This window comes from Pseudomonas sp. BIGb0558, from assembly GCF_024807515.1.
Taxonomy (GTDB): domain Bacteria; phylum Pseudomonadota; class Gammaproteobacteria; order Pseudomonadales; family Pseudomonadaceae; genus Aquipseudomonas; species Aquipseudomonas yamanorum_A.
In genome coordinates this window covers 1-14,185 of the sequence record NZ_JANUEW010000037.1, presented here as the reverse complement: position 1 = coordinate 14,185, position 14,185 = coordinate 1, and the positions used below count along the sequence as shown (strand labels likewise).

The 14,185-nt window shown below is 60.3% G+C and carries 12 protein-coding genes; 6 read left to right on the top strand and 6 right to left on the bottom strand.

Features of this window, described 5'->3' with window-relative positions:
- Positions 1–360 precede the first annotated feature (360 nt).
- The 3 genes from ccoM to M2400_RS27730 form a co-directional block, all read right to left on the bottom strand.
- Complete coding sequence (gene ccoM, locus M2400_RS33440; RefSeq protein WP_049709599.1) at positions 361–477, bottom strand: cytochrome c oxidase subunit CcoM; 117 nt, start codon at positions 475–477, stop codon at positions 361–363.
- A 143-nt stretch (positions 478–620) separates the two neighbouring features.
- Positions 621–782: a hypothetical protein gene (locus tag M2400_RS27735; RefSeq protein ID WP_003172386.1), complete on the bottom strand. Its 162-nt coding sequence runs from the start codon at positions 780–782 to the stop codon at positions 621–623.
- Between the two features lie 102 nt (positions 783–884).
- Positions 885–1,370: a lipocalin-like domain-containing protein gene (locus M2400_RS27730; protein WP_259200017.1), complete on the bottom strand. Its 486-nt coding sequence runs from the start codon at positions 1,368–1,370 to the stop codon at positions 885–887.
- A gap of 187 nt (positions 1,371–1,557) precedes the next feature.
- On the opposite strand from M2400_RS27730, the gene M2400_RS27725 reads away from it, so the two are divergent.
- The 3 genes from M2400_RS27725 to M2400_RS27715 all read left to right on the top strand — a co-directional run bounded on the left by M2400_RS27725 (position 1,558) and on the right by M2400_RS27715 (position 4,182).
- A complete protein-coding gene (locus tag M2400_RS27725) occupies positions 1,558–2,430 on the top strand; it encodes a LysR substrate-binding domain-containing protein (RefSeq protein WP_259200014.1) in 873 nt (290 codons plus the stop codon).
- 88 nt (positions 2,431–2,518) lie between these two features.
- The gene (locus tag M2400_RS27720; RefSeq protein ID WP_259200013.1) at positions 2,519–2,989 is read left to right on the top strand and encodes a RidA family protein; all 471 of its coding nucleotides are present in this window, start codon (positions 2,519–2,521) and stop codon (positions 2,987–2,989) included.
- Positions 2,986–4,182: an aminotransferase class V-fold PLP-dependent enzyme gene (locus tag M2400_RS27715; protein WP_259200003.1), complete on the top strand. Its 1,197-nt coding sequence runs from the start codon at positions 2,986–2,988 to the stop codon at positions 4,180–4,182. The genes M2400_RS27720 and M2400_RS27715 overlap by 4 nt, the downstream gene beginning before the upstream one ends.
- Here M2400_RS27715 and M2400_RS27710 read toward each other — a convergent pair.
- Positions 4,179–4,520, bottom strand: coding sequence for a hypothetical protein (locus M2400_RS27710; protein WP_010176684.1), 342 nt, complete (start codon positions 4,518–4,520; stop codon positions 4,179–4,181). The genes M2400_RS27715 and M2400_RS27710 overlap by 4 nt on opposite strands.
- A 218-nt stretch (positions 4,521–4,738) precedes the next feature.
- Here M2400_RS27710 and rapA point away from each other — a divergent pair, with 218 nt between their 5' ends.
- Positions 4,739–7,585: an RNA polymerase-associated protein RapA gene (rapA, locus tag M2400_RS27705; RefSeq protein ID WP_177048372.1), complete on the top strand. Its 2,847-nt coding sequence runs from the start codon at positions 4,739–4,741 to the stop codon at positions 7,583–7,585.
- 57 nt (positions 7,586–7,642) lie between these two features.
- Here rapA and M2400_RS27700 read toward each other — a convergent pair whose 3' ends face one another.
- Positions 7,643–7,765 (bottom strand): hypothetical protein, encoded by a 123-nt coding sequence (locus M2400_RS27700; RefSeq protein WP_256348204.1) that lies wholly within the window; start codon positions 7,763–7,765, stop codon positions 7,643–7,645.
- Between the two features lie 7 nt (positions 7,766–7,772).
- Positions 7,773–9,119: an MFS transporter gene (locus M2400_RS27695; RefSeq protein ID WP_177076700.1), complete on the bottom strand. Its 1,347-nt coding sequence runs from the start codon at positions 9,117–9,119 to the stop codon at positions 7,773–7,775.
- Between the two features lie 281 nt (positions 9,120–9,400).
- Between M2400_RS27695 and M2400_RS27690 the strand changes: the two genes are divergently transcribed.
- The gene (locus tag M2400_RS27690; protein ID WP_259200000.1) at positions 9,401–11,662 is read left to right on the top strand and encodes a bifunctional diguanylate cyclase/phosphodiesterase; all 2,262 of its coding nucleotides are present in this window, start codon (positions 9,401–9,403) and stop codon (positions 11,660–11,662) included.
- A 207-nt stretch (positions 11,663–11,869) separates the two neighbouring features.
- A complete protein-coding gene (locus tag M2400_RS27685; RefSeq protein ID WP_177048376.1) occupies positions 11,870–14,047 on the top strand; it encodes a hypothetical protein in 2,178 nt (725 codons plus the stop codon).
- Positions 14,048–14,185: the final 138 nt, after the last annotated feature.

Below are 14,185 nucleotides of genomic sequence, written 5' to 3'. Positions count from 1 at the left end.
GGGAGCTGGCTTGCCTGCGATGGCATCGCCTCGGTGTATCTGATGTACCGAGTTGTCTGCATCGCAGGCAAGCCAGCTCCTACAGAAAAGCACCTCTGCTTTCGCTCTGGATCTTGCTTTTAACACTCAGGTCGGCTTTCAGGCCGCCGTGCTGTTGATCTGACTGCCCCAAGAGCCCTTTGCTTACTTTGGGCTGGGCCGGCATTCCGGCTTTTCAAAAGTGACCCGCTGTAAGAGCGGAACCCTAAGTAGCCGTTACCGCAGCAACGGATATGTACTCAACCCCAATAAAAACAAAACAAAAAAAAGGCGACCGAAGTCGCCCAAAATGCCTTGCGTGCTCATGTATCCCGAAAAGACCTAAGGCTTCTTACGCTTGTTAGCGTCTTTCCAGATAAAAATTCCAAACCCTACAAAGAACATCACCATGAGGCTAACCGTCAGCACTCCGGCAAATACCACATTATCGAAAAACATGACCGGCCTCCTGCACTTGCCCTGTTGCGATAGGGCTAAGTTAACCAAGAAGACGAAAGAAGAAATTGACTAGGATCAATGTCGCACGCGACGGGACGTAAAGAAGGGAAATAACTGACCTGCATCAAATGATGCAGGCTATATCAACGCTTTTTCGGTTTGTTTTTCGGCTTTTTCTTAGCCTTACCCAACGGCATCGCCTGCTCAAATGCCTGGCGCACTTCGTTCAGACGCTTGTCATTGAGGTCATGAACGCGTTTGGCACGTTCGGCATTCAGGTCAATCAGCTTGTCGTCATCACTCATGGCTTGGCTTACGTTGTGGCGGGAATGACTCAATAATGCGGCCTTGCCTGCGTTGCGGCAAATACCCTGGAGAAAATTCCCGCCGCACTCACATTCACTCGCTTATTTATCGCGCTCAAAGGTAATGATGGAGCGTGTAACGCCCGGCCAATTCGGCATCTCTCGCCAAGGCGTCAGCACTTCCAACGTGTCCCCCTTGACCTCAAAATCCCTGCACTGCTCGGTACCGACCCAATCCGGGTTCCAGGCGGCCTCTACCTGTGTGCACCATCGGTTGCCCTCGACCCGCTCGATACCGGTATAGGCCACCAGCGTATTCAGCAACACCGCCTTTTGCGCGTCCGTTGATCCCGCTTTTCTTCCCTCACCCGTCAGCACAAAAGCCACTCGGTGATCTGCGGTAAAAATGACGCGCCCGGAAGGATGGCTTCCCATCGCAGGAATCCGCTCAAGGGTAGCCTGGGACTCAACCTGATAACCGACCAAGCGCCATGCCCCCACCAACGGTGACTCATTTGCCAGTACCGTCCCGCAAAGTGCCGCCGTAATAGTCACCCCAAACAACCACTTTTTTACATACCTGTGCATCGTTCCATCACCTCAATAATGAGGCGTAAATTCTTCAGAATAATTGTGAAAGTCTATGTAAGACAAATCCCAAGCCAATGCCATGCAGGCCTGGTGATCAAAACCGACAGCAAAACAACGGGCGACAAATTACACCGCCATCGCCCAGAATCAGCACTTTTACACTCTACGCACGAGGCGCACTCAGGTGGCACTGCACAAGGACCTTCCCCCACTTCTGGCCCTGCGCGCCTTTGAGGCCGTGGCCCGGCATTTGAGCTTTATCAAGGCCGCCGTCGAGCTGTCGGTGACCCAGAGCGCCCTCAGCCATCAGGTGCAAAAGCTCGAACAGCACTTGGGCAAGCCACTCTTTATCCGACGCACCCGGGCCATCGATCTGACAGAAGACGGTCAGCACTACTACAACCAGATCCGCCCCGCCCTCGACGCCATCGCCGCCGCGACGCGCCAGCAACAAACACCGCCCGCCAGCACCGTGCTGCGAATCGGCCTGCTCGCCTCGTTCGCCACCTTGTGGCTGGCACCGCGCCTGGCCGGGTTTCTCAGCCGCTACCCGCACATCCAGGTGGAATTGGTGCCGGCGATTCAACTGGCGGACGTCGCCGCTGCCGAGGTCGACCTGGCGATTCGCTATGGCAAGGGTGACTGGGACGATGTGCAGGCCACCCGCTTGATGAGCGAAACCCTGTCACCGGTGTGCAGCCCGGCATTCAAGGCCAGCCAACTGGATAATGGCCCGCTGCTAATGGCCACTTCACACCGTCCTTTCGAGTGGACCGACTGGTCCCGGCATTACCAAGTGAATGTGGAGCACTATCCCAAGGCGCTGTTGCACGACTACAACATCGTGGTTGAAGCTGCCGCCGCCGGCCAGGGCATCGCCATGGGCCGCCACCGGTTGATCGAGCGCAGGTTGAAGGACGGCACGCTGGTGGAAGCCTTCGACTGGCCGCCTTACCAAAGCGAGATCGGTTACTGGCTGATCGCACCGCAAGGCGATACCCGCGAAGCGGCCGCAGCTTTCAGTAAATGGTTAAAGGAAATCTGTGCCGACGCATGAGTTATTTAGATACGTCGAGTGAGATCTATCCGTTTGTCGACCAAAATCATGCCGCCCATGCTGAAGCCTCTTTCCACGAGGATTCGACATGAGCCACTCCATCGCCCAACGCGTACAAGCCCTCGGCCTGAACCTGCCGACACCCAGCCAGCCGATCGCCAACTACGTCAATTACGTGATCAGCCAGAACCAACTGTTCATCTCCGGCCAAATCCCGCTGCTGGATGGCAAGCCGACGTACATCGGCCGACTCGGCGAGTCCATCAGCGAAGATGAAGGCACCAAGGCCGCCGAACTCGCGGCATTGGGCCTGCTGGCGCAATTGAGCGATGCCCTGGGCGATGACTTGTCGCGGCTGGTGCGCATCATTCGGCTGGGGGTGTTTATCGCCAGCAGCGGCGATTTCCAGCGCCAGGGCGCCGTCGCCAATGGCGCGTCGAACCTGCTGGTCAACGCCCTCGGCGACAAGGGCCGCCATGCCCGTACGGCTGTGGGCGTCGCCAGTTTGCCGGGCGGCGTGGCCGTGGAGATCGACGCCATTTTCGAGCTGCAGCCGTGACCGCGCTTTCCCCGACGCAAGTCCTGGAACTGCGGGACGAAACGCCGGGCTGCCAGTCCGGCATCGTCCACTTCAATCACGCCGGTGCGTCCCTGCCCAGCCAGGGCACGCTCGACGCGATCATTGATCAGTTGCAGCGCGAAGCCCGCGACGGCCCGATGGAGACCGGCGACCACGGTGCGCTGTTGGCCGAGAAAGCCCGGCGCGCCGCCGCGCAATTGCTCAACGCGCCGGTATCATCGATTGCTTTCGCCAGCAGCGGCTCCACCGCCTGGAGCATGGCGTTCCAGGCGCTGGGCCCGTGGCAGCCGGGCGACCGGATCCTGGTGGGCCGCCATGAATGGGGCGGCAACCTGGCGAGCATGCAGACGGCCATAGAAGCAGGCGCGCGGATTGAGGTGATTCCTTGCGATGAAACCGGCGCCGTGTCCGTCGCTGGCCTGGAAGCCATGCTCGACGCCCGGGTGCGGTTGATCGACCTGACCTGGCTCCCCGCCAACAGCGGTTTGATCAACCCCGCCGAGGCCATCGGCCAGGTAGCCAGGCGTCACGGCATCGCCTATTTCATCGACGCCGGCCAAGCCATCGGCCAGGTGCCGGTGAATGTACAAGCGCTGGGGTGCGATGTGCTCAAGGGCGCCGGGCGCAAACATCTGCGGGGCCCGCGCGGGACCGCCCTGCTCTATGTGCGGCCGGATTTTCTGGAGCGTTTGAACCCGGCCCAACGCGATGTGTTTTCTGCGCCCTGGAGCCCGGCGGGTTTCGACCTGCGCAACGACGCGCGGCGCTTTGAAACCAGCGAAGTGTCATTCGCCTTGCTGGCAGGCCTGGGCAACGCGTTGCTGGAGGTCAATCGATTGGGGGTTGAGCGGATACGCGAGACGGTCCGGCTTCTAAGCGTCACGCTTCGCGAAGAACTGCGCGGGATCGACGGGATAACCTTGCATGACCTGGGGGTGGCCGCAAACCAGTCCGGTTTGATCGCCTTCAACCTGGCCGGCTGGGACGCCTTTGAGCTCAAGCGGCGCCTGGGGCTCAAGCGGATCAACATCGGTGCCAACGGCGTGCCCTACACCCCGCTGGACATGCTGGCGCGCGGGCTGGACAGCGTGGCGCGAATTTCGCTGAGCTACCTCAACACGGCGCAAGACATCGAGCAACTGCTCGCCGCCCTGCGGGAACTGCGGGACTAAACCTCGACGTCCACCCACAAGCCTTGGCGGGGCGCATCTTCGATCAGCGGCACCACCGGCACGGTGTTGTCGGCGTTGAGTTCGTCACCGGGCACAGCCAGGTGCTCCTGCGGATCCTCATCGGCTTCGCGGCGGCGCTTTTGCTGTTCCTGCTGGCGACGTTGTTCTTCGCGCAGCAACAGTGCCGCTTCCTCGGGGTCGCGCTTTTGCAGGTCGATGGTGCTTTCGTTGGAGCCTGGCTGAACCGGCACCACGGGCGGGATATCCGGTTTCTGGCGCACCGGATCGAGTTGCGACGTGACCGGCACAACACTCAAGGGCAGCATGGGTGGAATCATAATTATCAGTCTCCTGTCAGCAGGCTGTCGGCTGGCGCGGGATCCACTTGAGCCTTCGTTTGCCAACTTGTGACTCAGTCGTCAGTCTCAAGTGCCTTGCCACCCGTCGATTGCAGCCCGAACCACCCGTAAAGCTTGGTAGTTTTTGTCAGAGTCCTTTGGCTGGGGCCCTTGTTCCGTTAAGATAGTCGGCTTTTTCACGGCGGGAGTCAGGCAGCATGGCGCAGCAGTATCAACCGGGGCAACGCTGGATTAGTGACAGCGAAGCAGAGCTGGGGTTAGGCACCGTTCTGGCACAGGACGGCCGCTTGTTGACCGTGCTCTATCCGGCCACTGGCGACACCCGCCAGTATGCGCTACGGAATGCGCCCCTCACTCGCGTGAGGTTTTCGCCGGGTGACACCATCACCCATTTCGAAGGCTGGAAAATGACCGTGCAAGAGGTCGACGACGTCGACGGCCTGCTGGTCTACCACGGCCTCAATGGGCAGAACGAGCAGGTCACCCTGCCGGAAACCCAACTCTCGAACTTCATCCAGTTCCGTCTGGCCAGCGACCGTCTGTTCGCCGGCCAGATCGACCCGCTGGCCTGGTTCTCCCTGCGCTACCACACCCTGGAACACACCAGCCGCCAGTTGCAGTCCTCGCTCTGGGGCCTGGGCGGCGTGCGCGCGCAACCAATCGCGCACCAGTTGCACATCGCCCGTGAAGTCGCCGACCGTATCGCGCCACGGGTTCTGCTGGCGGACGAAGTGGGCCTGGGCAAGACCATCGAGGCCGGCCTGGTGATCCATCGCCAGTTGCTGTCGGGCCGCGCCAACCGCGTGCTGATCCTGGTGCCGGAAAACCTCCAGCACCAGTGGCTGGTGGAAATGCGCCGCCGCTTCAACCTGCAAGTCGCGCTGTTCGACGAAGAACGCTTTATCGAAAGCGATGCCGCCAACCCGTTCGAAGACACCCAGCTCGCGCTGGTGGCCCTGGAATGGCTGGTGGACGACGAGAAAGCCCAGGACGCGCTGTTCGCCGCCGGCTGGGATCTGCTGGTGGTCGACGAAGCTCACCACCTGGTCTGGCACGAAGAGAAAGCCAGCCCCGAGTACTCGCTGGTGGAACAACTGGCCGAAGTGATTCCCGGCGTACTGCTGCTCACCGCAACCCCTGAACAACTGGGCCAGGACAGCCACTTCGCGCGCCTGCGCCTGCTGGACCCGAACCGCTTCCACGACCTGCACGCCTTCCGCGCCGAGAGCGAAAACTATCGCCCGGTGGCCGAAGCCGTCCAGGAGCTGCTGGACAAGGGCCGCCTGTCTCCAGCCGCCCACAAGACCATCCAGGGTTTCCTCGGTGACGAAGGCGAAGCGCTGCTGACCGCCGTCAACGATGGCGACGCCGAAGCCAGCGCCCGCCTGGTGCGCGAACTGCTGGACCGCCACGGCACCGGCCGCGTGCTGTTCCGCAACACGCGCGCCGCGGTGCAAGGCTTCCCGGAGCGCAAGCTGCACGCCTACCCGCTGCCGTGCCCGGACGAATACCTCGAACTGCCCCTGGGCGAACACGCCGAGCTGTACCCGGAAGTCAGCTTCCAGTCGCAGCCGGACGTGGACGAAGAACAACGCTGGTGGCGTTTCGACCCGCGGGTCGAGTGGCTGATCGATCAGCTGAAAATGCTCAAACGCACCAAAGTGCTGGTGATCTGCGCCCACGCCGAAACCGCCATGGACCTGGAAGACGCCCTGCGCGTGCGCTCCGGCATCCCGGCCACGGTGTTCCACGAGGGCATGAACATCCTCGAGCGTGACCGCGCCGCTGCCTACTTTGCAGACGAAGAGTTCGGCGCCCAGGTGCTGATCTGCTCGGAAATCGGCAGTGAAGGCCGCAACTTCCAGTTCTCCCACCACCTGGTGCTGTTCGACCTGCCGTCCCACCCGGACCTGCTGGAACAGCGGATCGGCCGTCTCGACCGGATCGGCCAGAAGCATGTGATCGAACTGCACGTGCCGTACCTGGAAACCAGCCCGCAAGAGCGGCTGTTCCAGTGGTACCACGAAGCGCTGAATGCGTTCCTCAACACCTGCCCGACCGGCAACGCCTTGCAGCACCAGTTCGGCCCGCGCCTGCTGCCGCTGCTGGAAAACGCCGACGACGGCGAGTGGCAAGCGCTGATCGACGAAGCCCGCACCGAACGCGAGCGCCTCGAAGCCGAGCTGCACACCGGCCGCGACCGCCTGCTGGAGCTCAACTCCGGCGGCGCTGGCGAAGGTGATGCGCTGGTGGAAGACATCCTTGAGCAAGACGACCAGTTCACCCTGCCGATCTACATGGAAACCCTGTTCGACGCCTTCGGCATCGACAGCGAAGACCATTCGGAAAACGCGCTGATCCTCAAGCCCAGCGAAAAAATGCTCGACGCCAGCTTCCCCCTGGGCGACGACGAAGGCGTGACCATCACCTACGACCGCAACCAGGCGCTGTCGCGCGAAGACATGCAGTTCATCACCTGGGAACACCCGATGGTGCAGGGCGGCATGGACCTGGTGCTGTCCGGTTCCATGGGCAACACCGCCGTGGCGCTGATCAAGAACAAGGCGCTCAAACCCGGCACCGTGTTGCTGGAACTGCTCTACGTCAGCGAAGTGGTTGCCCCGCGCTCGCTGCAACTGGGCCGCTACCTGCCACCGGCCGCGTTGCGCTGCCTGCTGGATGCCAACGGCAATGACTTGTCGGGCCGCGTCTCGTTCCTGACCTTGAACGACCAGCTGGAAAGCGTGCCGCGTGCCAGTGCCAACAAGTTCGTCCAGGCTCAGCGCGACCAACTGACGCCACGGATCAACGCCGGTGAAGAGAAGATCGCACCGCGCCACGCCGAGCGTGTGGCCGAGGCTCAACGTCGCCTGGCGGCGGATACCGACGAAGAACTGGCACGCCTGACCGCGTTGCAAGCGGTCAACCCGACCGTGCGTGACAGCGAACTGGTTGCCCTGCGCCAGCAGCGCGAGCAAGGCCTGGCCATGCTCGACAAGGCGGCGCTGCGACTGGAAGCGATTCGGGTGTTGGTCGCGGGCTAAACTCGCCGCCCTGCCCTGCCAAGCAAAAAGGCCCGCGCAATGCGGGCCTTTTTTTGTTCACAGGGTTTCATCGGTGACCTTGCTGCCGTCATCGCGGGCAAGCCCGGCTCCCACAGTGACCGTGTACATCAGCAACAACTCGATCAGGTGTGGGAGCTGGCTTACCTGCGATGGCGTCACCTCGGTCTCAAGCAGTCACCGCCGCAGCCGGCACCTCCACCACCCCCAACCCATCCTTCATCCGCTTGGCATCGCGCACAAAGCTGCGGGACGCCTGGAACAGAAACAGCATGGTCAGAAACAGCGCCACCGGAATCAGGTACATGGCATCGTGCAACCCTATGGCTTTATACGCCTCGGTCATCTGCTCCGCCCCCGCCGCATACATCGCCGAATGGGCAAAATGATCTGACAACCCGCCCACCACAATCGGCCCCATGCCACCGCCCAGCAAATACAAGCCGGCGAAGAACAACGCCATCGCCGTCGCCCGCAGGCGCGGCTCCACCACGTCCTGGATCGCCGTGTACACGCAGGTGTAGAAGTTATAGGCAAACAGCCAGCCCACACTGAACAGCGCCACAAACACACCAATCTCGATCCGCCCGGCGTGCAACGCCCAGGCAGTGGTGACAGTGGAGATGATCAGGCTGCACGCCGCGAACAGCAGCCGGCCATTCGCGATGCGTTGATGAATCTTGTCGGCAATCCAGCCGCCCAGGGTCAGGCCCACCAGGCCGGTAACACCGACGATAACACCGGTGGCCACTGCCGCATCCTGCAACGGCAACAGGAAATAACGTTGCAGCATCGGCACCAGGAACGAGTTGCAGGCGTAGGTGGCGAAGTTGAAGCACAACCCTGCCAGCACCAGCCACAGGAACGTCGGTACCGCCAGCACCCGGCGAATCGGCCGGTCGACTTTCTCCTGGGAGACTTGCACGGTTTCCGCCGCGCCGCGCTTGGGTTCCTTGATGTAGAACATGAACACCGCGAGGATCAGCCCCGGCACCGCAGCAATAAAGAACGGTGCGCGCCAGCTGTCGAACGCCTTGACCATCGCGCCGATGGTGAAGAACGCCAGCAACAGCCCCAAGGGCAGGCCCAGCATGAAGATCCCCATGGCCCGCGCCCGACGGTGGGCGGGAAACAGGTCGCCGATCAGCGAGTTGGCCGCCGGCGCATAACTCGCCTCGCCGATGCCGATGCCCATGCGCACCAGCAAGAAGGTCCAGAAACTGCCCACCAGACCATTCACCGCGGTCAGGCCGCTCCACGCTGCCAGGCCCCAGCCCATGAGCTTACTGCGCGAGCCGGTATCGGCCATGCGCCCGAGCGGCAAGCCGGCAATCGCATAAACAATGGTGAACGCCGTACCGATGATGCCGAGCTGGAAGTCGCTGAGGTGCCACTCCATACGGATCGGTTCAATGATGATCGCGGGAATGGTGCGGTCAAAAAAGTTGAACAGGTTGGCCAGGAACAACAGGAACAGAATGCGCCAGGCATTCGCCGCTTGGGTCGAGTTCTGCATGGGTCCGTCTCTTTTATTGTTATGTGAGCCGCGATGCCAGACGCATCCTGAGCCCGGAACCTGCAATCTAGTCAGCCCCGTGGTGATTGTCTGTAATGATTCGTAAGTCTGATGTCACTCCATCGGGCGACCCTGGCGGTCATCCCTATTCATTTAGTTCTAGTTGTTTATAGATTCATCGCCAAATGATTAGAAGCAATCTGCCATCAACCCTTGCAACCCGCTCACGCTCTCTATACTCAAGAGCGCAGTCAGACTAAAACTCTGTGATGGGACATGCTATGGAATGGCTTGGTTTGCATTTTTTTACCGACCTTCCAGGGACCGGGCACTTATTACTCAATTGCAGTCATAACCCTTTTCTGGTGCTACTGGCTTACGTAGTGGCCTGTGCAGCGGGCTTCGGCACCCTGGACATGGCCGAGCGCGTCGGCCATGTCGACAACCTCAAAGCTCAACGGCACTGGCGCTGGGTAGGCGCGGGCTGCCTGGCAGGCGGTATCTGGTCGACCCACTTCATCAGCATGCTGGCCTTCCAGGCGCCTATCGCGATTCACTACGAATTGATCATGACGTTCGCCTCGCTGCTGATCGCCCTGATCGCGTCGCTGTTCGCCATGCAAACCCTCAGTCACCCAAGGCTGCGCCTGCACCAATATGTGCTGGCTTCAGTGTGGATGGGGCTGGGTATTGCCCTGATGCACTACGTTGGCATGTCGGCCATGCGCTCCGAGGCGGGCGTGTATTTCGAGACCGGGCTATTCCTGGCCTCGGTGGTAATCGCCATCGGCGCCAGCCTGGCGGCGTTGCTGCTGTCGCTGTACCTGCGCAACGGCACGGGGATGTTCCATCAATTGCTCAAGTACGCCGCCAGCCTGGTGCTCGGCGCCGGCATTATCAGCATGCACTTCACCGGCATGGCGGCCATGCAACTGCTGGTGCCCGAGGACGTGGTGCCGTCGCCGCTGCCCGTGGACAACAACCCGGTCCAACTGGGCCTGCTGGTGGCGGTCATCGCCTTGCTGGTGATCGGCAGCAGCATCAGCGCCGCCCTGGCAGACAAGAAGCTGCAACACAAGGAAACCGACCTGCGCCGGGTCAATGCACTGCTCACCGAGCTGGATCAGGCCCGCGCCTCCCTGCAACAGGTGGCGCACTACGACGCCCTGACCAGCCTGCTCAACCGCCGTGGTTTCAACCAGATCTTTGCCGAGAAACTTGCGGAAAAAACCGCCACCGACGGCATGCTGGCGGTGATTTTCCTCGACATCGACCACTTCAAGCGCATCAACGACAGCCTCGGCCACGACGCCGGTGACGAACTGCTGACCGTGCTCGCCGGCCACATCAAAAGCTCGGTACGCAGCCATGACGACGTGGTTGCACGGTTTGGCGGTGACGAGTTCTGCATCCTCATCAGCATCCATCATCGCGATGAAGCGCGGCATCTGGCCCAGCGCATCATGCAGAAAATGAAAGACCCCATCGAGCTGGCCGGCCGGCGCATGGTGATGACCACCAGCATCGGTATCAGCCTCTTCCCCGAAGACGGCAAAACCAGCGAAGAACTGCTGAAAACCGCTGACCTGGCGCTGTATCAGTCCAAGGATGCGGGGCGCAACAGCCTGAACTTCTTCAGCTCCAACCTGAAAACCCGGGCTTTCCTGGAACTGCAGCTGGAAGAAGAACTGCGCGCGGCCCTGCGCGGCAAGAACGAATTGGTGCTGTTTTACCAACCGATTCTTGACCTGAAAAAAGGCAAGATCACGCGCCTTGAAGCCCTGGTGCGCTGGCAACATCCCCAACATGGCCTGCTGACCCCGGACCGGTTTATCGGCATTGCCGAAAACAACGGGCTGATTGCCGAACTGGATCACTGGGTGCTGCGCCAGGCTTGTCACGACCTGAGTCTGCTGTCGGAGCGAGGGCATACCGAATTGATCATGGCGGTCAATTGCTCGGCCCTGAACCTGACCCGTGACGAGTTGGCCGACGAAATCGAAAACGCCCTGCGCTTCGGCGGGATCGCCGCCAATCGCCTGGAACTGGAAGTGACCGAGAACGCCCTGATGGGCAATATCAGCAGCACCCTGGCGCTGCTGCGGCAAATCCGCGCCCTGGGCGTCTCGCTGTCGATTGACGACTTCGGCACCGGCTATTCGTCCCTCGCCTACCTCAAGCGACTGCCGCTGAACACCTTGAAAATCGACCGCTCGTTTATCCAGGACATTCCCAAATCCACCACCGACATCGAGATCGTCCAGGCCATTATCGGCATGGCCCACACCCTGCACCTGCAGGTGGTGACCGAAGGCGTGGAAACCCTGCAACAGCTGGAAGTGGTGCAAAAACACGGCTGCGATTTCGTCCAGGGTTACCTGCTCAGCGCTGCGGTGCCAATGAGTGATATCAGCGCGGTGATCAACGGCCTTGATCAGCACAACATGTTCAGCCTGCTGGGCCTCACCGGAGGAGAACCTGCGCCGAAAGACCCGCCTTCGGGTCGTACGGGCCCGGCGTCCATCGTTCGGCCAATTCGCTGACGTCGAAAATTTGGCAAATCGCCATCATTTCGTTAAAGAACCCCGACGAACGGCCGATTCATCAGAGTCCGGCCAGAGTTTCCCCCTTAAAACCCTAGGGTTAAACCCTATCGCCCAGGACCAGGACGCACTGTAAAGTTGCGATCTCTCATTCCGTGATGGCTATTTGATACTTTTCCAGCCATCCGTCCAGGCACATGGCGCACAATGACTTCTAAAAATAACTCTGCCACTGCGGTATCCGACGTGTTGCTGACAGGCCCTGCGGAAAAACCCTCAGGTTCAAAGTCATTGAGCACCGCCCGCCCGCTGGCCACCCAGCAGTACCTGTACTTCACCGAGACCAACACCGACCGCATCCTCGATAACCTCGACGGCCTGCGCGACATGGTGTTCCCGCGTGCGCCGCACCTGGAAGTCGACGGTGAGTTGCGCAACGAGCAGGAATTCCCCTCGGTGTGCCTGATCGGCCTGGGCCGCTGCGGTTCGAACATTGCCCTGGATGTGGCGGAGTTGGTGTACAACGCCCGCAAGTTCTACCTCAACGAATTCAGCAACGAAGACAAGTCCACGGATAAGGGCTATCGCCCCGCCCAATGGATTCGCAACAACCTGCGCCTGGGTTCGAACAAGGGCACCAAGCCGGTATTCCTGGTCGAGCCGCTGGTAATGCTGGGCGACCTGGACAAGGACATTGCCGGGCGCATCCGTTTCTCGCGCAAGGGTGAGAAAAGCGGTTTCCTGCGGGACTACAGCAAGATGAAAATCATGGACCTCTCGGAAGTCCATGCCGGTGGCGCCGGCAACGCGCCGATCCTCGGCCAGTACCTGGCCAAGATCATCCTCAACAAAGACACCCAGCGCTTCTCCAGCCCCGACTGGAAGATGATCCATTCGTACCTGATCGACTCCTGCGGCATCAAGGCCAACCAGTCGCGGCTGTACTTCTCGATCTTCAGCGCCGGCGGCGGTACCGGCTCGGGCATGGCCTCGGAATTCGGCCTGGCCCAGCAGCACTCGTACATGAACAAGACGTTCGACACCAAGCCCGCCGACGAGCACGACAGCAAAAGCGGCCACGCCTTCGTGTTCGAGCCGATCTTCACCAGCGGCATTTGTGTGCTGCCGAATATCTCCGATCACCGCAGCGAAATGTCCGAGGCGCTGCACATCAACGCCGGGCGGCTGCTGTGCAAATACCTGTCGGAGGAATGGGACTTCTCGTACAACTTCGACAATGAAGACAGCAGCGAAGCCAGCGTGAAAGGCCGTATCCGGCCGTGGAACGCGATGATGCTGATCTCCAACGACATCATGCGTTACGCCGAAGAAAGCGATGACGGCAACATCCAGAACATTGATGTCAATGCCATGGAGAAACACGCCAACCAGTACATCTCGCAGCAGATCTTCAACATTCTGACGGCCCAGGCGGTTACGACCGACTACGACCAGAACTATTTCCGTCGGGCCGGGATCGACATCGGCGAGACCATCCGCCTGGATGCCAACGACCTGTTCATGAGCCTGGCCGGCCCGGTGGCGATTGCCTACGCCGAATCGGTGGTACCGGAAACCCCGGCGCCGTCGAGCGACAAGTTCAAGGTGTTCGAAAAAGAGCCGCAGCGGCTGAACATCGACGACCTGTTCTTCCGCTCCATTGACCTGCCGCACTTCAACAAGGTGACCCAGGCGATCGAGGGCATCAGCCTGTTGCCGATTGAGTCCAAGCGCTACAAGGCGTCCCTGGAGCAGTACAAGAACTCCGGGTATGACGCGGCGGCGCTGCATGACCTGCACTTCTTCAAGAACTGCTCGTCGGTGGTATCGATTGTGTCGTTGCCCAAGGATTACAAGCTGTCCTATATGGACCTGAACCGGCTCAAGACGCACCTCAACAGTCTGTTTCCCAACACGACCCTCAAGCGTTATGCGTTGGTGATCGGGGCGTCGGCCAACTTGTCGCTGACCACCCTGATTGCCAAGAGCCCGTGTTTGTCGGACGACTTTCTGACGTTGATCGTGGCGTTTATCAAGCGCTGCTTTGCGCGTAATCCGTACCGCTTTGATGACACGCTGGATAATTCGATCCTGGATTTCATCATCCATGAGGATTTTGATGAAGACCGGATTGATGAGCTGCTCAACGAGTTCGAGAATCCGGCGAAGATCCTGGATACCAACTGGTATGCGATCAAACCGATGTATGAGAAGAAGTACCGTGAGTTGATCAACGACAAGGACAAGTTTGTGTCGATCAACGATATCCGGCTGTCGCGGGATTGTGTGAAGAAGGCGATCAAGTACCTGCGCGAGATTTATCGTCACCGGATTGGGAAGACCAAGGTTATTTCGCTGAATAACCATACCGGGAAGACTGCGTAGGCTGGTTGTTGCTGGGGTGGGGTGTATATCCGTTATTTAGGTGATGGCTGATATGGGTTCCGCTCTTACAGCGGCTCACTTTTGAAAAGCGCAAAAGTAAGCAAAACGCTCTTGCCCCACCACTCGGCACCTCGCCTA

Excerpts from the sequence above, each read along its gene's own strand:
- ccoM (WP_049709599.1), bottom strand. The coding sequence starts at position 477 with ATGTTTTTCGATAATGTGGTATTTGCCGGAGTGCTGACGGTTAGCCTC.
- M2400_RS27735 (WP_003172386.1), bottom strand. The coding sequence starts at position 782 with ATGAGTGATGACGACAAGCTGATTGACCTGAATGCCGAACGTGCCAAA.
- M2400_RS27730 (WP_259200017.1), bottom strand. The coding sequence starts at position 1,370 with ATGCACAGGTATGTAAAAAAGTGGTTGTTTGGGGTGACTATTACGGCG.
- M2400_RS27720 (WP_259200013.1), top strand. The coding sequence starts at position 2,519 with ATGAGCCACTCCATCGCCCAACGCGTACAAGCCCTCGGCCTGAACCTG.
- M2400_RS27710 (WP_010176684.1), bottom strand. The coding sequence starts at position 4,520 with ATGATTCCACCCATGCTGCCCTTGAGTGTTGTGCCGGTCACGTCGCAA.
- rapA (WP_177048372.1), top strand. The coding sequence starts at position 4,739 with ATGGCGCAGCAGTATCAACCGGGGCAACGCTGGATTAGTGACAGCGAA.
- M2400_RS27695 (WP_177076700.1), bottom strand. The coding sequence starts at position 9,119 with ATGCAGAACTCGACCCAAGCGGCGAATGCCTGGCGCATTCTGTTCCTG.
- M2400_RS27690 (WP_259200000.1), top strand. The coding sequence starts at position 9,401 with ATGGAATGGCTTGGTTTGCATTTTTTTACCGACCTTCCAGGGACCGGG.
- M2400_RS27685 (WP_177048376.1), top strand. The coding sequence starts at position 11,870 with ATGACTTCTAAAAATAACTCTGCCACTGCGGTATCCGACGTGTTGCTG.